We start from the raw sequence: 19,571 nt of genomic DNA on the forward strand, positions 1-19,571 counted from the left end.
ACAGACGTCACTTTCTGGGAAACCGGCCGCCGTCGTTCGGGATGTCGGGATCGATCATGTCGTCACGGCGCTTGCCTCCGTAGATGACGTTGCAGATGAATCCCTGGTGATCCATGTCATTCGGACGGCTCTGCACGACGAAGTAGATGAGCTTGCACGTGCCATTGGCGGGTGCCCGTGACTCCGCCCGGGTCCCGGTCGTCGTGACGTGGACGAGGTCGCAGTTGTCCTGCTTGTAGTCGGCCTTGGTGGTGATGCCCGGCTCGTCCGGTGCGAACTGCCAGTCGACGTCGGGATCGAGTTCGATGACCACCCAACATGGCTGGCCGACATAGATGTTGGAGTCCCGATCGTCCTTTTGATGCTTCCGCGTCCAGCGGCGGAGCTTGCCCTTGTCGGTCAGGGGCGCACGAGCGATCCGCTCGTCGACGAACCGGCCAATGTCGGTTTCGGGCAGGGCATAGCTGCGAATCTTGACGAATACCCTGTGCCCCTCCGGCAGCGTCTCGTCATAGCCATACTGGGTATAGACGACTTCCCCCAGGTTCCACTGCTGTTGGGTGCTCGGCAACGGAACGCCGCCGATCGGGAAGGCCTCGGGTTCTGTAGCGGTCATTGCAGTCTCTCCTTCTGCAGTCGTTCCAGCGCGACGAGGTCGTCGGCGGTCTTGCGGCGCAGCGCCGCCCAGCGTTCGTTGGCCGGTTCGTGGGCGACCATGGCGTCCGCCGTCTCCAGCGCGGATTGCAGCCTCTGGCGCGCCAGGTCGGCGCGTCCGCCGGTGAACTCGAGGCCTGCCACGGCCCGGTGCAGACCGACCCAGCGCAACCGGACCTCCATGTTGGCCGGGTCCGCGGCCGTCAGGCGGCGCAGGATCGTCTCCTCGGCGAGGCGGTGTTCGCGGGCCTCGCCGTCGTCGCCGTTGAGCCGCCAGGCGTCGGCCAGCCAGGCGTGCCGGTTGGCGAGGTCGAGCGCGTATCCGGCCGGCTGCGGGGCGGCGGCGGCGGCCGCCTCCATACGAGCCAGGGCCGCGCGGCAGGCGACCAGCGTCGCCCCGGGTTGCGAACGCTGCGCCACGCCCAGGCTGCACAGGTTCCCCTGGGCGAATCCGGCCTCGCGAAGGTAGCGGGCGTTCTTCGGCTCGCGCGCCACCAGCCGCTCGGACAGGTCGCGATAGGCTTCGAAGGCGGTCCGCGCCGGTCCGTACTGCTGACGGTCGAAGGCGAGGGAGCCGAGGGCGAACTCGCTCTGCCCGTGGGCCCAGATGCGGTCCGGATTGTCGGGGTCGGCGGCGAGCAGGGCGGCGGTGGTGCGCCGCGCCTCCTCGAACCGCTGCATGGCTCCGTCGAGATCGCCGCGCGTCTGCAGCTCCGTCCCGATGGCCAGCATCACCCGGGCGCGGCGCTCCAGCGAGTCGGGCGGGAGCCGGCCGATGTCCTGGGCCTCGTAGTACCGGATGGCCCGCGCATTGACCGCGTCCAGCGCATCGAGCCGGCCGACGCCTTCGAGCGTGTCTCGCAGATCGGTGAGCATGAACTCGACCATTCCCTCGGCTTCGGCGCGTTGCCGTTCCGCCTCACGCCGCGCCCCGATGGCCATGGCGGTCAGCAAGGTCATGGCTAGCATCCCCGCCACGGCCGCCGCCGTGACGGCGGTCACGGCCCGCAACCGGCGCTGGGCGTCGCGTTGCACCAGCTCGTCCAGCCCGAGGCCGACCACCCCCGCGACAAGCTTGAGGAAGCCAAGCCGCGGTCCGTCTCCCGCTGGCTGGAGATCGGCGGCCAGCGGTTCGCGGGCGCCTTGGGCGCCATCGTCGTGCAGGAGCGCGTCCGGAAAGGAGTCCGCCGGCGTCCCCGCGATCAGGGCGGCCAGAACGGGGCGGTCCGGATGCAGCGAACGGAACAGTTCGACCTCGCGCGCCACCCACGGCGATCGCCGGGCGGCCGGCGAGCAGACCACGATCAGGCTGGCCGAGTCGGCCAGCGCCGCCCGCACCTCCTTGCTCAGGCTGTCGGCGGCAGGCAGATCCTCGCGATCGCGAAAGATGGGGCTGAGCCGCCGGGGCACGGCGCCCCTCGGCGTGGTGCGCCCCACCAGCCGCCGGGGCAGAACATACCGCTCCAACCGCCGGTGGAGGCGTCTGCCCGCCGCCGCGTCCCGATGGCTGTAGCTGATGAAGGCCCGGTACCGCGCGGGCGCGCCATCCCCCTCGTCCATCGTCCCTCTCCCCCACAGCCACGCTGCCAGAGACCGGCGTCAGGCACAACCGAGGGGCGTGACGGCCGTCACGGACAGCGAGGGACGCAGCGCCTCATACTCGCCTGATCGATGGAGGTGCGCCTGGGCGCACGTCAGACTGTCAGGAGCGCAATAGTGGGCACGGATCTCGAGATTGTCGGATTTCGGCGGACGGTGCGCCGCAGTCCACCCGTCGCCGGAGTCAGCCGCAGGCGCTCCATGACGGGCGGTCTGCTTCTGGCGGCGGCCTGCGCCGCCTCGCTCGCCGGCTGCAGCACCCGGACCCAACTCCTGGAGCTGGACCGGGACCGGCTGCTGCGTATCGAGCAGAACGCGACCACGGTGAACCTGGCGGCACAACAATCGCTCTTCCGACCGGAAGATTACGACCTGTACCTCTCCCTGCACCGGTCGACGTTCGAGTCACTGCTCGAGGGCTTCAACGGCGCCACTGTGCAGATCGATGCGGGCGGCCGCCCGATCGAAATCACCCTGACGACCATTCAGATGGCGTTTCGGCCGGGAAGTCCGGAAGTCAGTATCGATGCGACCGCCCGCGACCTCGGCACGGGCATCGAGGCTGACTTGAAGATGGATACGCGCCTCCTTCTTGAGGGCGACCTGTCGCGGCCTGACGAACTCGCCCTGAGGATCGTGGCCACCCGCCTTGTTCCGAACCTGCGGTGGGGCTTCTTCGATCTGTCCCGCCACCAGTTCGCCCAGCGGCTCCTGACGCTGGAGGCGGCGCGGGTGACGGATCGGTTGCCGGCGATCTCCCTGCCGCTGGCTCATGATTTCTCGATCGGCGCGCCCCGGACCACCCGGGCGATTACGCTTCCCGTCGGACGCGGGAGCATCACCGGAAACCTGACCACGCCATCCACGCTGAGCGACGGTCAGATCAGCATCAAGCACGTCGTCTTCCTCAGAAACGGTGTTCACATCTTCGCCAATGTGGAGGGACTCTGATGAAGCTCTCGATCGCCATCCCCGCGGCCGTTGCAGCCTTCGGCGTATCGGCCTGCCAGACCCTCCCCCTGCCGGGGACGAACGAGCGGCTCCAGCGCGAGATCGCCGAGATATCAGGTCGCGTCGAGGCCCAGGAAAATGGCATCGAGCAGGCCACGGCCGAGATCTCGGCCACGGAGGAATCGATCCGCGCCAGCGTTCGCTACCGGCCGATCATCGCCTGGGCTGAGGGCTTCTCATCGGGACCGACCGACAACAGGACGATAACCTTCCGCCAGACGTCCAAGACCGGGAACATTGATCAGCGGAGGCACCAGTGCAGAGTGCCGTTCGGCCCCTATCATGACGGCTGGGAGGCCCGGATTCACGAGGAGGATTCGACCCGCGCCAGCGTGCTGATCGACCGTCTCGCCGTCGCGCCGCTCGCGGATGGTCTTCGCGTGTCAGCTCCGCTGAGGCTCGATTTCCGCACCCAGGTCGAAGGCAGTTACCGCCCGGCCTGCGCGGGCTGGCTGCCGTCGGCGAACATCGGCGTCACCGGCGAGGCTTCACCGACGGCGATCTTCAATCTGACGCTCGCCGGCACCGAGGATGGCTCCCTCCGCTACCGGCTCGCCCTGGTCTCCCCGAGCAGTATCGGCATCGAGATGCGGGCCCATTTTCCGCGTTTCCGGATCGGCTTCACCGTGCCGGTGGAAGGCCTGGCGAATGCCTTGGCTGACGGTGAGATCGACCTGCTGTTCGACAGGACCGGCGAGATCCGGCTGCCTGACGGCCAGGTGATCGGCTATCGGCTGAACACGGTCGATCCGGGCGTCACGACCGACCTGACCGGGGTGACTTTCACATCCGGCCTGAACGTCGTGGTCGGGACTTCCGGGCCGGAGCGGTAGCCCACCGGTTCCGGCGGCTCTTCGCCGCTCGATGAGCATTGCCGGGTGCGGTGCTGCGGCTCGCATGAGCAGGCATTTCAGCCCGGCAGTCGTCCCCACCACAATGGCTCTGCGGGGCGCGCTGCTCTTCCTCACGGCGGCGGCGACTATGGACGGTCGGAAAAACACACCCGCCGATGGACGGGGTGGGTCGCGCAAGGGGTCGCCAGACAGGATGTCCGGCCGGCTCCACCGCCCCAGGCGCGGATCTCTCGAATGTCGGCCTCGATAGCGACCCGGTCGTCAAGGCGGCGGCAGCGGACCTTCGCCCACTCCCGGAGTGCGACTCCCGGGTTCCCGCGAACGCGACAGCCGGAGACTTGGTTCGCAGCGGGTCACAGCCCGGGCGAAGTGTCCCATGCGCCAGGCCAGAACCATTACCGCCGCTCCGACTGCACAGCAGACGACCAGGGCAGGCAGCGAAGCCTCGGGGCCGAAGGCGCCGCCGGTCAGCCATTCAGGAAGGCCCGGCCGCGCCGTGCTGCTGGCCAGCGCCGGCCCGAAGTCGCCTCCACTGACCGCCGCACCAAACAGATAGCCTTGGGTGAAGTTCCAGGCCGCGTGGGTTCCAATGGACAGCCAGATCCGACCGGTCAGGGCGTAGAAGGCCCCCAGCATGACGCCGGCCTCCAAAGCGATACAGACCGACGCAAACACGGTTGCATCAGGATTGGCGATGTGACCGAATCCGAACAACGCGGAGGAGATGGCGAAGGCGATCCAGGGGCCGAATGCGCGCCAGATCAGCCGCAGGAGTATGGCGCGGATCATGACTTCCTCGATCACGCCCGATTGAACCGCGCGCCCTGCGGCAGTCCAGACCGGAGCAGCGTCCGGACTGCGAATCTCATAGAGGCCGAAACCACCCATGATGCTCATCACGGCCGCGAACATCATGGCTCCGATCAGCATGCCGGCGGCCAGTTCGGGCAGCAGCGGCTTCAACGCGAGTTCCGACGGCTTGCGCCCCTCGGCCATCCATACGGCCAAGGCGTAGGCGCCGACCGCCATGACCGCCCCGACGAGATTGGCCATGAGGCCCGCCGGCCCGCCATGCTCCTGGCGAGGGCTCAACGCCTCGATCACTGGCAGGGCGGCGAGGGCAATCAAGAAGAACAGGACGATGGCCCATGCCAGCGCTCTCAGCCAGCGTACCGGTCCTGGATGCAGGAAACGTCGCTCGCCCAGTTCAGGAGGCCGAAGCCCTTGACCGGCGGTCAGCAAGCGCGTCGCGGCCGCGCGGAAGGTTCGTTTCGTGCTCATGGAAAGCTCCGTGGGAGACGCCCCGGGGGACGGGGCGGTCCGGGTCTTCATCGCTCCGGTGATGCGCGCCGCCGCGATCTGGGCGGCGAGATCACCCGGAGGTCGGTTGTCGCACCCTGGGAGCCAGGTGTTTGGGCCGGGACAGCCGAGCGCGCTTGAACGAAAGGGCTATTCGCAGGAGAGCGAGGGTCGTGGCCTGCGCAATTTGACGAGGTTGCAGCCCCTGCGTTTTGCGTCGAGCGCTGTGTTGAGCATCGCCAGATCCCGGACCGATCCAAGTGACTTCAAATGCTGGCGGATCGCCCAGATATGCTTGGCTTGAGAGGAGCTTTCGCTCCAGTCATCCGTCCGGCGTTTCAGGGTTTGCGTGGTATGCGGAACAGATCGGGCTGGCCCATGGCCACCTCCCACTGTGGAGGCACCCCGATATCCACAATACGCCTTTTGGAACGCCTCAGCGCCAATAGCGGCCGTCCACCGACCACCAGCTTCGCTTCAGCGTCTCAAGGTCGCGCGCCACTGAGCCCGGCTCTGGCCCCAGCGATCAACCCTGACCTCCCGACCCGGCGGCGGAAGCTGAGCCGGACCAAGCCTTGTGGACCCGAGGCGATGGGCAAGGCGCTGGGAGGGACCATTATCCGGAGCGATGCAGTGAATCACATACGACCAGTCGAGCACGTCGAACGCATAGTCCATCGTGGCGACCGCTGCCTCTAGGCCCACCCCTCGTCCCTGCGCACCCGGATGCAGCCCCCATCCGATCTCGTTGCCGGGCCATCCCAGGGGACGCCATGGCCCGACACGGCCCAGCCACAGGCCGGTTTCACGTTCCAGGACCGAAAACATTCCGACCCCGGTGAGGCTCCAGGCGCCGCCCATGGTCATGAATACGCGCCAGGTCGCTTCCGGCGGCTGGACTCCGCCCAGGAAGCGCGCGGCGTCCGCATCCGTCATCATCTCCGCCCAACGGGAAAAGTCCGCTAGGATCGGGGGCCGCAGAATCAGGCGGCGAGTTTCGAGAATGGGGACAGGCGGGGGTTTCTTCATTGCTTCGTCGCGCCGCCGCTCCGGCGACCTCACGCTTCCCTTGCACGGCCGCATAGATCTGCTTGCCTGAGGCTCACACAAGATCAGCCGCGCGACGGGCAGGCTTGAACGAAGCGGCTGACCCCGGACGGCGGTTCGGTCCGATGGATCGACCTCCGACAGGTGGCGACCGCTCCGCTCCGGATATCAGCCCTTGCATTCAAGAACTGGCGCAAGGCCGGAACTAGAACCTGAGCATCGACAACCACAACTGAGGAGACTTCGATGCCTGACCCCAAACAAGCCGCCGCCCAGGCCGCCGATATGGCGTCCGTCCGCGGATCCTGTGCCGCTGATGGCGCTTGCGCCTGCGGACCGAACTGCCAGTGCGGCGACGACTGCCGCTGCACGACCGACGCGAACTGCGCGTCCGAGTAACGCCCCAATGAGGGTCGGTCCAACGGGCCGACCCTCTTTATCCGGGCTATCACGCCTTCACCCATCCGAGTGATCGGGCCGACATCACTGCTGTTCAACTCGCGCAAATCGGTTGCGCCAGCCTTTTTCTGGTCGGCTTGGGAACAGGCGTCTGGAAATACAGGGCGATGATCACCAGCGAGGCTGGAGAAGCGCCGGCCTATGTCGACATCTGCCACCGGGCAGCGCTGATGTACGCGTTCACCTGTCTGGTGCTGGCGCAGTTCGCCGGGCTGAGCGTGTGGCCCGAGCCGGTGAACCTGATCGGAGTCGCCGTGCCTTGGCCTTCTTCGTTTCCGCTGTGGGGACCTATGCCGTCCACGGCATATTGCGCGACACGGACAATCAACTTCGCCGGCCTCACCAGCTGGGACAACGTGTGGTCCACTCGCGCGTCATCAGCCTTTACATCTACGCCCTGATAATGGGCGAGATTGCGGGGTTCCTGGTATTGCTGACGGGCGCGGTTCCGCGGCTACTCGCTTGAGGCAACAAGGCCTACGTCAGCATCTGAAGCGCGGTGGGCGCCACCCCGAACATCCGCCGGAAAGTGCGGCTGAGATGCGCAGAGTCCGAAAACCCCGCCTCATGGGCAGCGGCGGTCAGCGGCGATCCTGCCGCCACGATCGCCAGCGCTCGACTTAACCTCAACCACAACAGATAGGTCTTGAAGGGCAATCCCGTCTGCTCGACGAACAGGTGTCGCAGCCGGCTCGACGACAGGCCCGCCACCGGAACGGCGTCCGCCAGGCTAAGCGTCCCATCGAGCCGTTCACTGGCCCAGCCGATCACCTTGCGGATCCGGTAATCGGGAATCTCGGCGCGTTCGTCCGCCGCCAACACTCCCAGCAGCCTGCGCCCCCACGCCAAGAGCTCGCTGTCCGGAGCCCGCCAGTCGGATGTCCTGAACGCATCCAGCTCCGCCGAAAGCACCGGCGATGGCGCAAGCTCGGTCAGGGTTCCTGCGATATGGCGGGCGGCGACCGCTCGACCCAGCCGGCTTTCGGGCTCTACGAACACCAGGGCGAAACGTCCCTCCGCTTCGAACCGGTGCAGTGCGTCAGCGGCCACCACCGTATCGCTGGTGGAGCTGGTATCATCCTCCGCAACCAGGCGGAAGCAACCGCCAAGGCTGAGGGTCACCTGAATGGCGTGGTGGGCGTGGAAATCCGTGGTTCTGGTTTCGCCCTCAAAGCGGGCGGCGTCGACCAGCCACAGGCTGCCGCCTTCCCACAGCACAACACGTGTTTGCGCCAAGACATCCATACGGAAAGCTTAGCTTTGGTGACGCCTGTTTGAAAGGTCCGTGCGCGACGGGACGCCGCAGACGCGTTCCGCCTGCGGCCCTGCCCGATCAGGCGAACCGAACCTGCGGCCCGCGACCGCGCAACAGACGCCTGGCGAGGAAGGCGCCGGCCGCGACGTCATAGGCCATGCAGAACATCGGCCACCAAACGGGCACGCCGGGGTTCATGAAGATCGCGGGATGGAAGATGTCATAAAGGCCGTGCCCGATAAGGCCGGCGACCACCCACCAGAGACTTGTGCGAAAGCCCAGGACCGACACCCCGATGAAGATGGCGGTCGGCGCAAGCTCCGACAGCAGGGCCGCGTTCGAGCCGCCCAGAACCGCGAACAGCTCGTAGAGGATGGCGATAACGATCAGGATCACGGGGTACACCGCCCGATCCTTTTCCAGCCCCGACCACCAGATGAACAGGCCGGCCGCGAGCGCCAGCCCCACACCGATTACGTAATGCATGTCATCTCTCCCTTTGCAGGCCTTCCCCTACGCACGGCACGAGCCGTGATCTTGAACGCAAGGGTCGAAAGCGCCCCGAGCGGTTTTGGCGGGAATCGCGACACCTATGACATTCAGCGCCCGACCTTCCGGACCTAGACGTTCCCCCGTGAATGAGCGGCGATAGGCGCCGCCAAACGTTGCGAGGTTACGTCATGCGACCTGTTCTGCTTGCGGCCGTGTGCGTCGCCGCCTTCGTCGTCTCCCCTGTCGGCCCGGCCTGCGCCCTGACCTCCGCCTCCGCCTTGGCGACGCCGGTTGCGGCCCTGATCACCCTGCCGTCGCCCAGGGCTGGCCGCTCCCGGCCGCTGGTGGTGGTGGTGGTGGGAGAGAACCAGGGCGCCGGAACCACCGACTTCATCGTGCCCAACGGCGTGCTGAAAGACTCTGGCGTCGCTGACGTTCGTAGCCTTTCGACCCGGGAGGGGCCGGTCCGCCTGGTTCGGGCTCTCCGCATCGAAGCCGATCAGACGCTGGCCGAGTTTGACGCCTCCGAACCTGCGGGGGCCGATATCGTCATCGTGCCTGCGCAGATGAAGCCCGACGATGCGGCGCTCATCACCTGGCTTCTCACCCAGGCGGCGCAAGGGGCCGTCATTGTCTCCATTTGCGAGGGCGCTCGGGTCCTGGCGCATGCCGGACTGCTCGACGGCCGCCGGGCGACCACCCACTGGAGTGCATTGAAAGACCTGGAGCGCGCCGATCCCGAACCCGTCTGGGTGCGCGACCTCCGCTACGTTCAGGATGGCCCCGTCATCTCCACCACCGGCGTGACCGCATCGATTCCAGCCTCACTCGCGCTGGTCGAGGCGATCGGCGGGCGTGACGCCGCGCGCCAAACGGCCTTGCGGCTCGGCGTGGGCGATTGGGGCCCTGCCCACCAGACCGATGACTACGATCTCAGCCGCGCCGACTTCCTTCGCACCGTTGGCTCCCTTCTTGCCTTCTGGACTCATGAGACGATTGAGTTGCCGGTCGCAGACGGCGTCGACGAGGTCGCGCTCGCGCTCTGAAGCGTGCGTGGAGCTGTAGCTATCGTGCGCGAGTGGCCACGACGTCAGATGCTCCGGAAGCCGTCACCTCCGCGCGGGGACTGCGTATCATTCCTGACTGCGCCCACCGGCGCGGACGCTTCGTCATTCCGGCCGACGACGGCCCCGCAGCTGGACAGCTTGACCAGGCCATCGACGACATGGGTGCGCGCTATGGACCCGCCGCGCGTCGCTTCGCCGTCACAGGCATGGAATACGTCGCCCCCGCCGTTCAGCCTGATGCGCGGTCGGCTGGTCTGTGATGATTCAACGAAAGCGACGGGTCGCCATCCTGATCTTCGACGACGTCGAGGTTCTGGACTTCGCGGGCCCCTTCGAGGTGTTCGGCGTCTCGCGGTTCGCCAGCGGCGACCCCGCGTTTGATGTCTCTGTCGTCTCCCTGGACGGCAAGCCGGTCCGGGCGCGCAACGGCCTGGGCGTACAGCCTCATTCTGCGCCTGAGGACCTGGCTGCGGCCGATATCCTCGTCGTGCCCGGCGGCTACGGCACGCGACGACTGCTGTCCGATCCGGATGCGAGAGCGCTCGTCACCAGCGCCAGTCAGGCGGCGGAAGCGACCCTTTCGGTCTGCACCGGTTCGCTGATGCTGGCTGCCTACGGCCTTCTGCGAGGAATGGCCGCGACCACTCATGTCGACGCGATGGACGATTTGCGGGCGCTCGATCCCGGCATCGACGATCGTCCGGGCGCCCGCGTGGTCGACAATGGCCGACTGCTGACTTCGGCGGGGGTAAGCGCCGGGATCGACGCATCCCTCCATCTGGTTTCACGGTTTGCCGGCGAAGGGGTCGCGATCGAGACCGCTCGCTACATCCAGTACGACTGGCGCGAACGCGGCGTGGACAGGCCAGATATCAATCCGTTCAGGACATGAGGTCCGCGCCCGAGGCGCGTCGACCGAAGCGCCGCCGATAGTCCCCCGGCGTCGCCTTCACGCGGCACAGGAAGGCCCTATGCAAGGCGTTCAGACTACCGAAACCCGATCGTTCAGCGATCCGTGCGAGAGGCCAGTCGGAAGCTTCCAGCAGAGCCTTGGCCCTGTCGACCCGGGCTGCCTCGACGAAGGTGGCCGGTGTCATGCCGATTTCCTTCTGGAAGACGCGCGAGAAGGTGCGCTCAGACATGCCGGCCCGGTCGGCGAGTCCCGGGAGAGTCAGATCGCCTGCGGGCTCCGCAATCACGTCGGCAATCAACTTCTTTAGTCGAGGGCTTGCCGCCAACTGCACATTCAAGCCCGCGCTGAACTGGGTTTGTCCTCCGGGCCGGCGCATGAACAGGACGAGGTTGCGCGCCACCGCCAAGGCGACCTCGGGCCCACAGTCGGCCTCGACAAACGACAGGCAGAGATCGATCCCGGCCGTCACCCCCGCCGAGGTGTAGATCGGCGGATCGGCGACGAAGATAGCGTCCGGTTCGACCTGGGCGTCGGAACATTGAACCTGGAGATCGCCGCAGACTTCCCAGTGCGTCGTCGCCCGTCGCCCGGCCAACAGACCGGCCGCCGCCAGGACGAACGCCCCTGAACAAACGCTGCCGATGCGTCGCGTGTCTGCCTGTCTGTCGGCCAGCCACCCTGGAAGACCCGTTTTGCAGACAGCCTCGATACCCGCCTGATCACCGCCGCCAACGAGAATGGTGTCCAGACCCAGCGGGAGCTCCGAGACCGCCGCCATTGAGCTCATTCGCAGGCCAGAGTTTGAAACGAGGTCGCCCTGATCCTGCGAGGCCAGCATAGTATCGTAGCACTTTGCGCCGGCGAACCGGTTCGCCATGGCGAACACTTCCCACGGGCCCACCAGATCGAGCGACTGGACCCCCGGATAGCCGATGAGCGCAACCTTGCGGACAGGCTGACGGGCGCCTGCCGTCGCGACACCCGCTTGCTGATCGCGTGAACTGGCCTCCGAGCAGCTAGCGTTCGTCAAGGGTATGGAGAAACGCGATCAACTGGCGGCGCTCTATCCGGTTGAACGATACTGGGTGAATTTCCGATCGCCCCATCGGCGCCAGGGGCGCGCGCTCGTAGTGGTCCAGCACCTCCTCGAGCGAGGCAAACTGGCCAGCGTGCATATAGGGCGCGCGCTGAGCGACCCCGCGCAGGGACGGCACCTTGAAAGCCCGCATCTGGGTGAGTTCATCCCGGACCGCATAGTCCAACTCTTCGCACTCGCCCGCCTTGGCGTCGCTGAAGGCGCCGTCGCAGTTGAAAGGATCCGCGAGCGCTGCGCGCACCCCCGCGGCCCGGCCGGTGTCTTCCCCGGCGCCACCAAGCGGAACGCCCGTATTGGCAAAACCGCCGTTGGTCAGCAGGGGGCCATTGTGGCACTGCAGGCATTGTCCCTTGCCCATGAAGAGCTGAAGGCCCTCCATTTCGTCCGTCGTCAATTCCACAGGTTGGCCCTCGCCGAAAAGGCCGGCCACATAATCGTCGAACCGCGTCGGTTTGAGGTCCAGCGTGCGTTCATAGGCGGCGATCGCCTTGCCGAAATTGGCAAACACGCGGTTGACCAGCGCCTGATCCGCTTCACTCATCGCGGCCCAGGCCGAGCGGGCCCCCGTATCGCCAACGGGGCTGGCGCGTTCGGGAAATCGGCGGGTGTCGGCCAGGTCAGGTAGCGGCCCGAACAACGCCTCGTACCGGCTCCCGTAGTGAGTCTGAATGAGGTGCGCGACCTGCATGCGTGTGAAGCCGTGCTCCACGGGATTTTCGATCGGTCCCAAGGCCTGCGCCCAAAGACTGTCGGCCCGACCGTCCCAAAACTGCCAGGTCTCGTAGGTCGCGGGCTGGATCGGCATGGTTCGTCGCCCGCCTTGTCCGATCCCCTGCCCCACCGGCCGAGCGTCGGTGAACGAATGATCTGGTTCATGACAACTGGCGCAGGCGACCTTGCCGTTCGCGCTCAGTCGCTGATCGAAAAACAGCGCCCGACCCAGTTCAGCGGCCTGAGGGTTGTCTGCATAGCGGTTGGAAGGGTCCGCCGGCGTTTCCAACGCCCCGATCCAGAGCGTTCGGAGAACGCTCAACTCCTCCGCCGACCAAGGCATGGGGGCAGAGGCGGCGCCGACCAGCCCCAGCGCCACAAGGCCGTAGAACAGGCTGCGCATCAAAGCGTGACATTGAAGGTGACGGTGTCCGCCCGGCCGTCGGGCGTCGCGATGTCAAGGTTAAAGACCCACCAACCGGTCATTGAGAAACGAACCCCGTTGATCTTGTAGACTCCGGGCGTCTCTGTTGCGGCGACCTCCGGCTGGGTCGGCAGGCCATGGTGGTGCTCCGGCATGCCCCCATCGACCTTGATCGTCGCGCGCTCTACGCTGTGCCCCCCGTCATCCGCCAATCGGATCGTCCAGCTATGGATGCGCCTCATCGGGATTGGACTGGCGTCGCTTGAGATCTGGACCCGGAATTGTCCCTGCTCGCTCGTCCGGGTCAGCGCGGGATCACGGACCTGCGTGGCCGCGGCGGCCGCACCCGCGAGGGTCAGACCAAACGCCGCGGCCGCGATCGTCCGCAACCGTTTCCACGAGCCGGTTTCGGCCCCATCGATCTGTTCGTGCCACATCACGCGTCGTCCCTGACGTGGTGGGCGGACTGCAAGGCTGTACTGGGCAAGAAAGTCTCTCCCGGTCATCATTTAGCGATGTCCGCGCAGGGTGCCTGCGTCCATTCATGCTGGCTTGAACGAAAGGGCTGACCTTCGTCCTGCCTGACCAGTCGACGTGCGTCCGATGTTCAACCGGATCACCGCCGGAGAATTCTCGACGGTGCCAAGAAGCGGACTCCCCGACCTACCGTTCTGGTCACGAACGGCGGTTGACCCTTAAGGTCTCAGCAGCGCCAGAACCGGACGTTGGCTGGCCGCCGGAAAGTGGACCTTCAAGCCGTGAGGGGCTGAACGTTCGCCTTCGACGCGTTGCGGACGTCAGAGTCCTCGGCCGAAATCGGAGCCCCCGAATCTCGACTTCGAGTGCTGGTGGGTAAGGGTTACGGAGCGCGGCAACAACGCCGTGTGCCGCTAGCGATCCGGCGGGGGAACTCCCCAGCGCTGAGGCGAGGTCCAAGCCTGAGGCGGCAGCACATCTGCTGTCGCGGATTGCCGACGATCAACCCGGGTCGCAACGGCGTCGATACGGATTGAGCCGCGTGCGATCTTCTGGATGCGTAGAGGCATCCCGTTTGATGTTCGGCACTCGAGGCGGCCGGCATCAGCGACGTTCGGCATCACATCATACCAGGCGCAGGACAGCCCCAGGATAGTGTCGCCCGGCCGGTCCAGCTTCACGGGATCGCCTTCACCCGGACCGGTGGTGAGGTGTGAGCCATAGGTCACCTCCTCTGGTCGCGCGCCGGCGCCGAGCCGAGCGACCACCCAGCGCCCCTGGGCGCGGTTCTGAGCCCAGATCGTCGCGGATCCGTCGCGGCTCCGCATTTCTTCGCCAGTCCAGCCCCCGCGGCGACGCATCAGATACTGAATACCGCCTTGTTGGGCCTCCAGTAGAACTGTGTAGTTTTCCCCGTCCCTGGCGGCGTCCGCCACCGGAGCTCCGAGCCAGGCGTTCCGATCGAACCCGGGTGGCTGCATCAGGTCCGAGGGGAGCGCGCGGCGGATCAATCGGGCCGCGAAAGCGACTGACGTAGGCCAGGCCTCGCCGTTCGCACCTTCAGTGTGCTCACTCACCGAGATGCCATCGGCCGTGACGCAGGCGATGCGCCGAGCCTGCCCGGCCGAATAGACGACATGGTCCGCGCAAGGCTCTCCCTGCCGCTCCTGCCGTTCACCTGTCGGTCGCCCGACAAACGTGGCCGAGGCCCCCGTGTCCGGTCGAGGCGCACGGATCGAGTACACAACGACCGCGCCGGCGGCGTCTCGAGCCTCGGAAGCCGTTATCCCGGTCGAGAGGTGAATGACCTCAATGTTTGTGAACCCCTTGTCGGTCCAATCTCTCCGGGCCCATGCTCCATGACGGCTGATCGTCGACTGGATTTCTCGCAGCGGCCCGGTCTCGGTCCGGATCCACCTCAGCTCATGATCGGGGGTGTTCTGGCCCGGGGCGTAGTAGCCGATGAAACCGGCCAGCTGCGCCGGCGAGATTGTGTCCTGAATAGCGACCAACTCGAGCGGCGAGTCGGCCACCAGCTGTGCGGATGCGCGCAACCCGTTGTGGTCGAGCGAGCCGCTCGGCTCAGAGCAGCCTGCGATCATTAGAACCCCCGCACCGAACCACAGCACAGGAGAGTTGCTTCGCACGGGACAGGCCATCGACCGATCCTAAGCGGAAAGGGTCAACGCCTCATGAAACCACAGGGTTTGAGGATGTCGACCGCCCTAATGCGCCCCCAGCGGACTTGCGCCCTCGCCAGAAAGCGGACCTGCCGGGAGGGAGCGGACGGCCTATCACCTGTCCGCCGATTCCCGCGCCGATCGCCGGGTTATTCCGCCAGCGACTCGCCGGCTCCCAGCGGGGGGATCGTCCGCCGAAAGGCCACAAGACTCCCCGCAAGGGCTGCTATCGCCGCCAACGGAAGTCCGACGAGCAACCCGACCGGCGCGCCGACGAGTATCGTGCCGATCGGCACGAGCACGGCGCCCGCCAGGCGGCGGCTGTCGTCCGACGCCACGGGCGCGGCGATGAACGACGAAGCGACCATTGCGATCGAAAGGACCGCCGGGGTTGCGAACGCGAAGAGGACTGCGACCGTCAGAAAGGTCTTCAAGACATCCGCAAAGCTGAGCGTCCCGAGCCGGCTTTGTCGGCTGCAGATCGCCAGCGAGGCGCCGATGGCCAACGGAGCGGCGAATGCCGCAACGAACAACGCCCCGCCCAGCACGCCGGGCCAGACCGAATGAGAGGCCAGCAGCGGTGTGACAGCCAGGATGGCGGTCACCCAGGCGACGGGCAGCCAGAGCCGTTGCGGCGTCCGTTTTTCGAGGGTCTTGCTGGTCGCCAGTCGCGAAAGGCTCGCTGCGCCGGGATAGCTGTTCGTCTGTCTGATGAGACGGAGTGTAACCCGATGGGCGCCGAACAGGACTGCGGCGGCCGCAATCCAGCCCGCACTGAACCAGGGATCCGGGTGGCCGAACAATCTGAAGAATGGCGCAAAACTGAGAGCCAGCGCGCCGAACGACAAAATCGCCATTCCGGCGCAGCAGACAAATGCAGCGAGCAGGAGCGCTGAGAGAACCTGTAAGATCAACCGGTCTAGCTGCACGACCATCCGCCCGAGAACCAACACATGCAGCATGGGACCTGAGGCTACAGAAAAGGTTACGTCGGCGCCCGTCGGTCGCGCGCACCCTGCAGGTGGGTCGCCCTTGGTGGTCGAAGGGCAGCGAAGCGCCAAGAGCAGACCTGAGCGCCGGTGCGGAAAGGCGACATTCGAACAGGCCCGCCAACCATGGCTCCCGACGGCTCCCGACGGCACCCGTCCGCGGAAAGCGTCGCCGCGAAAGGCGAGGTCCGCCGTCTTCCTGCCAGACGTCAGTCGCGCGTTCTGGACAGCCCCGCGAGAAGCGGAGCGTAAGTGGCTAGCCTGCTGGATACGAAGTCGGTGAGGAGCCGCACACGCTTCGTCTTGCGGGTCTCCCCCTGTGTGAGAAGCCAGAGCGTTCCGTACAGGTGTAGGTCGGCGCCAGGCGCCCTCACGAGCAGGGGGTCGGCGTCTCCGACGAAGCACGGCAAGGTCGTGATCCCGAGCCCTTGCCGTACCGCCATGATCTGCGCCTCGCCGTCGGTGACCTTGAAAGGAGCCCCCGTCGCGCGAACCTCGCCACCGCGGGCCCAGTCCTGGATTCCGTCAGAGCTAATGACGATCCACCGGACGGGATCCGGCACCCCCGCGCGCCACGCGGCCAGTCGAGTGCGGGCCATGTAGACGCTTCCGAACAGCTCCGGCCCCTTCAGGCCGTGAAGATTGAGCGGCAGGGTCTTGCGGTCATAGACCACGCGGATCGCGAGATCGGCCTCCCGGTTGGTCAGATTCGCCAGCTCGCCGGACGACAGGATGTCTAGCTCGATATCCGGGTGCAGGCGCGCGAACTCGGCGAGGTCGGGCATAAGCAGGTGGGTCGCCAAGGTCGGCGCCAAGGTCACCCGCAGAAGCCCGCGCACACTCTGGTCGCGCCCGAAGACGCGTGTCTCCAACTGATGTGACGACGCTTCCATCTGCTCCGCGAGCTCGAGAACCTCCTCGCCCGCCTCGGTCAGGCGGTAGCCCGCAGGTAGCTTTTCGAACAGGTGTGCCCCCAGGCGTCGTTCGAGCTGGGCGATGCGGCGCAGCACGGTCGAGTGGTTCACCGCGAGACGCCCGGCGGCGGCCCGCACCGAGCCTCCCCGCGCGATGGCGAGAAAGAAGCGAACGTCATCCCAGTCGATCATGGTGCATTTCCACGCCGCACGGGCGCTCAGTCCAGATCCCGTCGCTAGCACGTTCAGCAGTCGGACGCGTGATCTTCATGGCTGGCTGGATCGTTCTTGCACCACCGATATGCGTGCTTCCGCACTCAACGCCCGGTGCCTGCAGGCCCACTTCCACCTCTCGGGACGCCCCCGGACAAGGAAGGATGCAGCCATGACCAGACTGAATGGAAAGACCGCCGTGATCACCGGCGGCGCGACCGGCATCGGCCTCGCGGCGGCGAGGCGGTTCATCGACGAAGGCGCCTTCGTCGTCATCTTCGGCCGCCGGCAGGAAACGCTCGACGCCGCCGTGGCCGGCCTCGGGCCCAATGCCCGCGCGGTCCAGGGCTCCGTCTCAAATGAGGCCGACCTCGATCGGCTCTACGCGGCGGTGAAGGCCGAACGCGGAACCCTCGACATTGTTTTCGCCAATGCCGGCGTGGGGAGCCAGCTTGTGCTCGGCATGATCACCGCCGAGCACATCGACGAAATCTTCGACATCAATGTGAAGGGTACGATCTTCACGGTCCAGAAGGCGCTGCCGCTGATGGGCCAAGGCGGTTCGATCATCCTGACGGGATCCAGCGCCGGCACGACAGGCGCCCCGGCGTTCACCGCCTACAGCGCGAGCAAGGCGGCGGTGCGCAACCTCGCGCGGACCTGGACGGAGGACCTGAAGGGCACGGGCATCCGGGTCAACGTGCTGTCGCCCGGGGCGACGGCGACCGAACTCGCGAGGGAAGCGCTCGGTGCGGAGGGCTTGGCGGCCTACGGCTCGATGACGGCGTTCCAGCGCATGGGCGACCCGTCGGAAGTCGCGGCGGCGGCGGCCTTCCTCGCCTCGTCGGACAGCAGCTTCATGACCGGCAGCGAGGTCGCCGTCGATGGCGGCCTGGCGCAAATCTGAAAACCTGAGGAGACGACTATGAGCCACGCAATCATCGGCTTCGGCAAGATCGGCCAAGCCCTCGCCAAGGCGTTCGCCCGCAACGGCATCGAAGTATCCATCGCAACCACGCGCAACCCGGAAAGCTTCGCAGCCGATGCGGTCGCGATCGGACCCACGGTCATTCCCAGGACGCTGGGCGAAGCGGTCAAGGCGGACACCATTTTTCTGGCGGTGCGTTTCGACGCGCACCAAGATGTCGCGAGGGCGCTGCCGAGCTGGGAAGGCAAGACAGTCATCGACGCGATGAACCTGTTTCCAGTCCCTGAAGAGCTGGGCGGCCTCCCGTCCTCCGCCGTCGTGGCGAAGGCGTTCACCGGCGCCAGGTTCGTCAAGGGGTTCAATCACCTGCTTGCGGCCACCTTGGCGACTAATCCGATCGTCGAGGGCGGCCACCGGGTCGTCTTCCTGTCCAGCGACGACGAGGGCGCGATCGCTCCCGTGGCGGCCCTGGCCAAACAACTCGGGTTCGCACCCGTCGAGCTGGGAAGGCTCAACGAGGGTGGCGCGCTGGTGCACGCACGCGACCGCACCTGGGGCCAGTTGATCTTCCAGGACCTGTTCAAGAAGGAGCAGTAACGGATTGCGGTCCATGCAAGGCTGTCTGTTAACCGGGTCGGCCCGCAAGATTCCGGGTAGACGAGTCACAAATCCAAAATCCGGAAACACCAACGGGGTTCGATATCCTCACCCAGCCGGCCTTAGAGACTTTTGTGAATTCGGCTCCGCGCCAGATGCGGTCACTCCCGCCGCTGCGTGAAGCGGACGTTCAGCGCGCCCTTATACCTGGAGTCGGTAACCCACGCCGGGTTCGGTGAGGATCAGGGTCGGCTGCGCCGGGTCGGTCTCCAGCTTGTGTCGAAGCTGTCCGATGACGACGCGGAGATACTGGGTGTCGGCGGCATGGGCCGCGCCCCAGACGGCGGTGAGCAGGTCGGCATGACCGACCAGCTTGCCGGCATGTCGCGCGAGGTGGCCGAGCAGGTCGTATTCCTTGGGCGTCAGGCGCACCGGCTGGCCAGAACGCGTCACCAGCCTGCGGTCCAGGTCGATGGTCACGTCGCCGGCGACGACAGGCCCCCGGGGCGGGGCGGGATCGGCGGTCTGGCGAAGGCCCGCGCGTATGCGGGCCAGCAGTTCGCCGACGCCAAAGGGCTTTTCGACATAATCGTTGGCGCCCAGATCCAGCGCCTCGATCTTCTCGGCTTCGCGATCACGGGCGGACAGGATAATGATCGGGCCGGTGTAGAACTCGCGGGCCCGGACCAGCACAACCTTGCCGTCCATGTCGGGCAGGCCGAGGTCGAGGACCACGGCGTCGGGGCTCCACAGGGCGATGCCGCGCAGGCCTTCCTGGCCGCTGTCGGCGCGCTTCGGCTCGTAGCCTGCGGCGTCGAGCGCGGGCGACAGGAAACGGTGAATCTGCGGCTCGTCGTCGATGACGAGGATGCGGGGTCTGGCGGCCGACATGG

The 19,571-nt window shown here is 66.5% G+C and carries 20 protein-coding genes; 7 read left to right on the forward strand and 13 right to left on the reverse strand.

What is annotated here, in order from left to right:
* Window positions 1-7 precede the first annotated feature (7 nt).
* Window positions 8-616 (reverse strand): nucleotide synthetase, encoded by a 609-nt coding sequence (locus VEA62_RS01375; RefSeq protein ID WP_324817415.1) that lies wholly within the window; start codon window positions 614-616, stop codon window positions 8-10.
* The gene (locus tag VEA62_RS01380) at window positions 613-2,214 is read right to left on the reverse strand and encodes a toll/interleukin-1 receptor domain-containing protein (RefSeq protein ID WP_324817418.1); all 1,602 of its coding nucleotides are present in this window, start codon (window positions 2,212-2,214) and stop codon (window positions 613-615) included. The genes VEA62_RS01375 and VEA62_RS01380 overlap by 4 nt, the downstream gene beginning before the upstream one ends.
* 156 nt (window positions 2,215-2,370) lie before the next feature.
* Here VEA62_RS01380 and VEA62_RS01385 point away from each other — a divergent pair, with 156 nt between their 5' ends.
* Both VEA62_RS01385 and VEA62_RS01390 read left to right on the forward strand, forming a co-directional pair.
* Window positions 2,371-3,204 (forward strand): hypothetical protein, encoded by an 834-nt coding sequence (locus VEA62_RS01385; protein ID WP_324817420.1) that lies wholly within the window; start codon window positions 2,371-2,373, stop codon window positions 3,202-3,204.
* Window positions 3,204-4,097 carry a hypothetical protein gene (locus VEA62_RS01390; RefSeq protein WP_324817422.1) on the forward strand — a complete coding sequence of 298 codons (894 nt, stop codon included), beginning with the start codon at window positions 3,204-3,206 and terminating at the stop codon, window positions 4,095-4,097. Before VEA62_RS01385 ends, VEA62_RS01390 begins: the two co-directional genes overlap by 1 nt.
* Before the next feature lie 282 nt (window positions 4,098-4,379).
* Here VEA62_RS01390 and VEA62_RS01395 read toward each other — a convergent pair whose 3' ends face one another.
* Both VEA62_RS01395 and VEA62_RS01400 read right to left on the reverse strand, forming a co-directional pair.
* Window positions 4,380-5,399, reverse strand: a complete 1,020-nt coding sequence (locus tag VEA62_RS01395) for a type II CAAX endopeptidase family protein (protein WP_324817424.1) — start codon at window positions 5,397-5,399, stop codon at window positions 4,380-4,382.
* A 495-nt stretch (window positions 5,400-5,894) separates the two neighbouring features.
* A complete protein-coding gene (locus tag VEA62_RS01400; RefSeq protein ID WP_324817425.1) occupies window positions 5,895-6,446 on the reverse strand; it encodes a GNAT family N-acetyltransferase in 552 nt (183 codons plus the stop codon).
* A gap of 584 nt (window positions 6,447-7,030) precedes the next feature.
* Between VEA62_RS01400 and VEA62_RS01405 the strand changes: the two genes are divergently transcribed.
* The gene (locus VEA62_RS01405) at window positions 7,031-7,324 is read left to right on the forward strand and encodes a hypothetical protein (RefSeq protein WP_324817428.1); all 294 of its coding nucleotides are present in this window, start codon (window positions 7,031-7,033) and stop codon (window positions 7,322-7,324) included.
* A gap of 76 nt (window positions 7,325-7,400) precedes the next feature.
* Here VEA62_RS01405 and VEA62_RS01410 read toward each other — a convergent pair whose 3' ends face one another.
* Window positions 7,401-8,168, reverse strand: coding sequence for an AraC family transcriptional regulator (locus VEA62_RS01410; RefSeq protein WP_324817431.1), 768 nt, complete (start codon window positions 8,166-8,168; stop codon window positions 7,401-7,403).
* Window positions 8,169-8,256: 88 nt separating this feature from the next.
* Window positions 8,257-8,664 carry a hypothetical protein gene (locus VEA62_RS01415; RefSeq protein WP_324817434.1) on the reverse strand — a complete coding sequence of 136 codons (408 nt, stop codon included), beginning with the start codon at window positions 8,662-8,664 and terminating at the stop codon, window positions 8,257-8,259.
* 194 nt (window positions 8,665-8,858) lie between these two features.
* On the opposite strand from VEA62_RS01415, the gene VEA62_RS01420 reads away from it, so the two are divergent.
* A complete protein-coding gene (locus tag VEA62_RS01420; RefSeq protein ID WP_324817437.1) occupies window positions 8,859-9,716 on the forward strand; it encodes a DJ-1/PfpI family protein in 858 nt (285 codons plus the stop codon).
* A gap of 280 nt (window positions 9,717-9,996) precedes the next feature.
* On the forward strand, window positions 9,997-10,629 hold the full coding sequence (locus VEA62_RS01425) for a DJ-1/PfpI family protein (protein ID WP_324817440.1): 633 nt from the start codon (window positions 9,997-9,999) through the stop codon (window positions 10,627-10,629).
* On the opposite strand, the gene VEA62_RS01430 is transcribed toward VEA62_RS01425, so the two are convergent.
* The 6 genes from VEA62_RS01430 to VEA62_RS01455 form a co-directional block, all read right to left on the reverse strand.
* On the reverse strand, window positions 10,619-11,680 hold the full coding sequence (locus VEA62_RS01430) for a GlxA family transcriptional regulator (protein ID WP_324817443.1): 1,062 nt from the start codon (window positions 11,678-11,680) through the stop codon (window positions 10,619-10,621). The two genes, VEA62_RS01425 and VEA62_RS01430, sit on opposite strands and share 11 nt — an antisense overlap.
* Window positions 11,667-12,860, reverse strand: coding sequence for a cytochrome-c peroxidase (locus tag VEA62_RS01435; RefSeq protein WP_324817446.1), 1,194 nt, complete (start codon window positions 12,858-12,860; stop codon window positions 11,667-11,669). Before VEA62_RS01435 ends, VEA62_RS01430 begins: the two co-directional genes overlap by 14 nt.
* Window positions 12,860-13,318, reverse strand: coding sequence for a FixH family protein (locus VEA62_RS01440; protein WP_324817449.1), 459 nt, complete (start codon window positions 13,316-13,318; stop codon window positions 12,860-12,862). The genes VEA62_RS01435 and VEA62_RS01440 overlap by 1 nt, the downstream gene beginning before the upstream one ends.
* Window positions 13,319-13,771: 453 nt before the next feature.
* Window positions 13,772-14,959 carry a hypothetical protein gene (locus tag VEA62_RS01445; RefSeq protein WP_324817452.1) on the reverse strand — a complete coding sequence of 396 codons (1,188 nt, stop codon included), beginning with the start codon at window positions 14,957-14,959 and terminating at the stop codon, window positions 13,772-13,774.
* Between the two features lie 227 nt (window positions 14,960-15,186).
* Window positions 15,187-15,999, reverse strand: a complete 813-nt coding sequence (locus VEA62_RS01450; protein WP_324817455.1) for a hypothetical protein — start codon at window positions 15,997-15,999, stop codon at window positions 15,187-15,189.
* A 236-nt stretch (window positions 16,000-16,235) separates the two neighbouring features.
* The gene (locus VEA62_RS01455) at window positions 16,236-17,132 is read right to left on the reverse strand and encodes a LysR family transcriptional regulator (RefSeq protein WP_324817456.1); all 897 of its coding nucleotides are present in this window, start codon (window positions 17,130-17,132) and stop codon (window positions 16,236-16,238) included.
* 193 nt (window positions 17,133-17,325) lie between these two features.
* Between VEA62_RS01455 and VEA62_RS01460 the strand changes: the two genes are divergently transcribed.
* Both VEA62_RS01460 and VEA62_RS01465 read left to right on the forward strand, forming a co-directional pair.
* Window positions 17,326-18,060 (forward strand): SDR family NAD(P)-dependent oxidoreductase, encoded by a 735-nt coding sequence (locus VEA62_RS01460; RefSeq protein WP_324817459.1) that lies wholly within the window; start codon window positions 17,326-17,328, stop codon window positions 18,058-18,060.
* Window positions 18,061-18,078: 18 nt separating this feature from the next.
* On the forward strand, window positions 18,079-18,678 hold the full coding sequence (locus VEA62_RS01465) for an NADPH-dependent F420 reductase (protein ID WP_324817461.1): 600 nt from the start codon (window positions 18,079-18,081) through the stop codon (window positions 18,676-18,678).
* A gap of 201 nt (window positions 18,679-18,879) precedes the next feature.
* Here the strand turns inward: VEA62_RS01465 and VEA62_RS01470 are convergent, their stop codons facing one another.
* The gene (locus VEA62_RS01470) at window positions 18,880-19,569 is read right to left on the reverse strand and encodes a response regulator transcription factor (protein WP_324817463.1); all 690 of its coding nucleotides are present in this window, start codon (window positions 19,567-19,569) and stop codon (window positions 18,880-18,882) included.
* Window positions 19,570-19,571: the final 2 nt, after the last annotated feature.

The sequence above is a fragment of the Brevundimonas sp. genome (assembly GCF_035627475.1).
Classification (GTDB): Bacteria; Pseudomonadota; Alphaproteobacteria; order Caulobacterales; family Caulobacteraceae; genus Brevundimonas.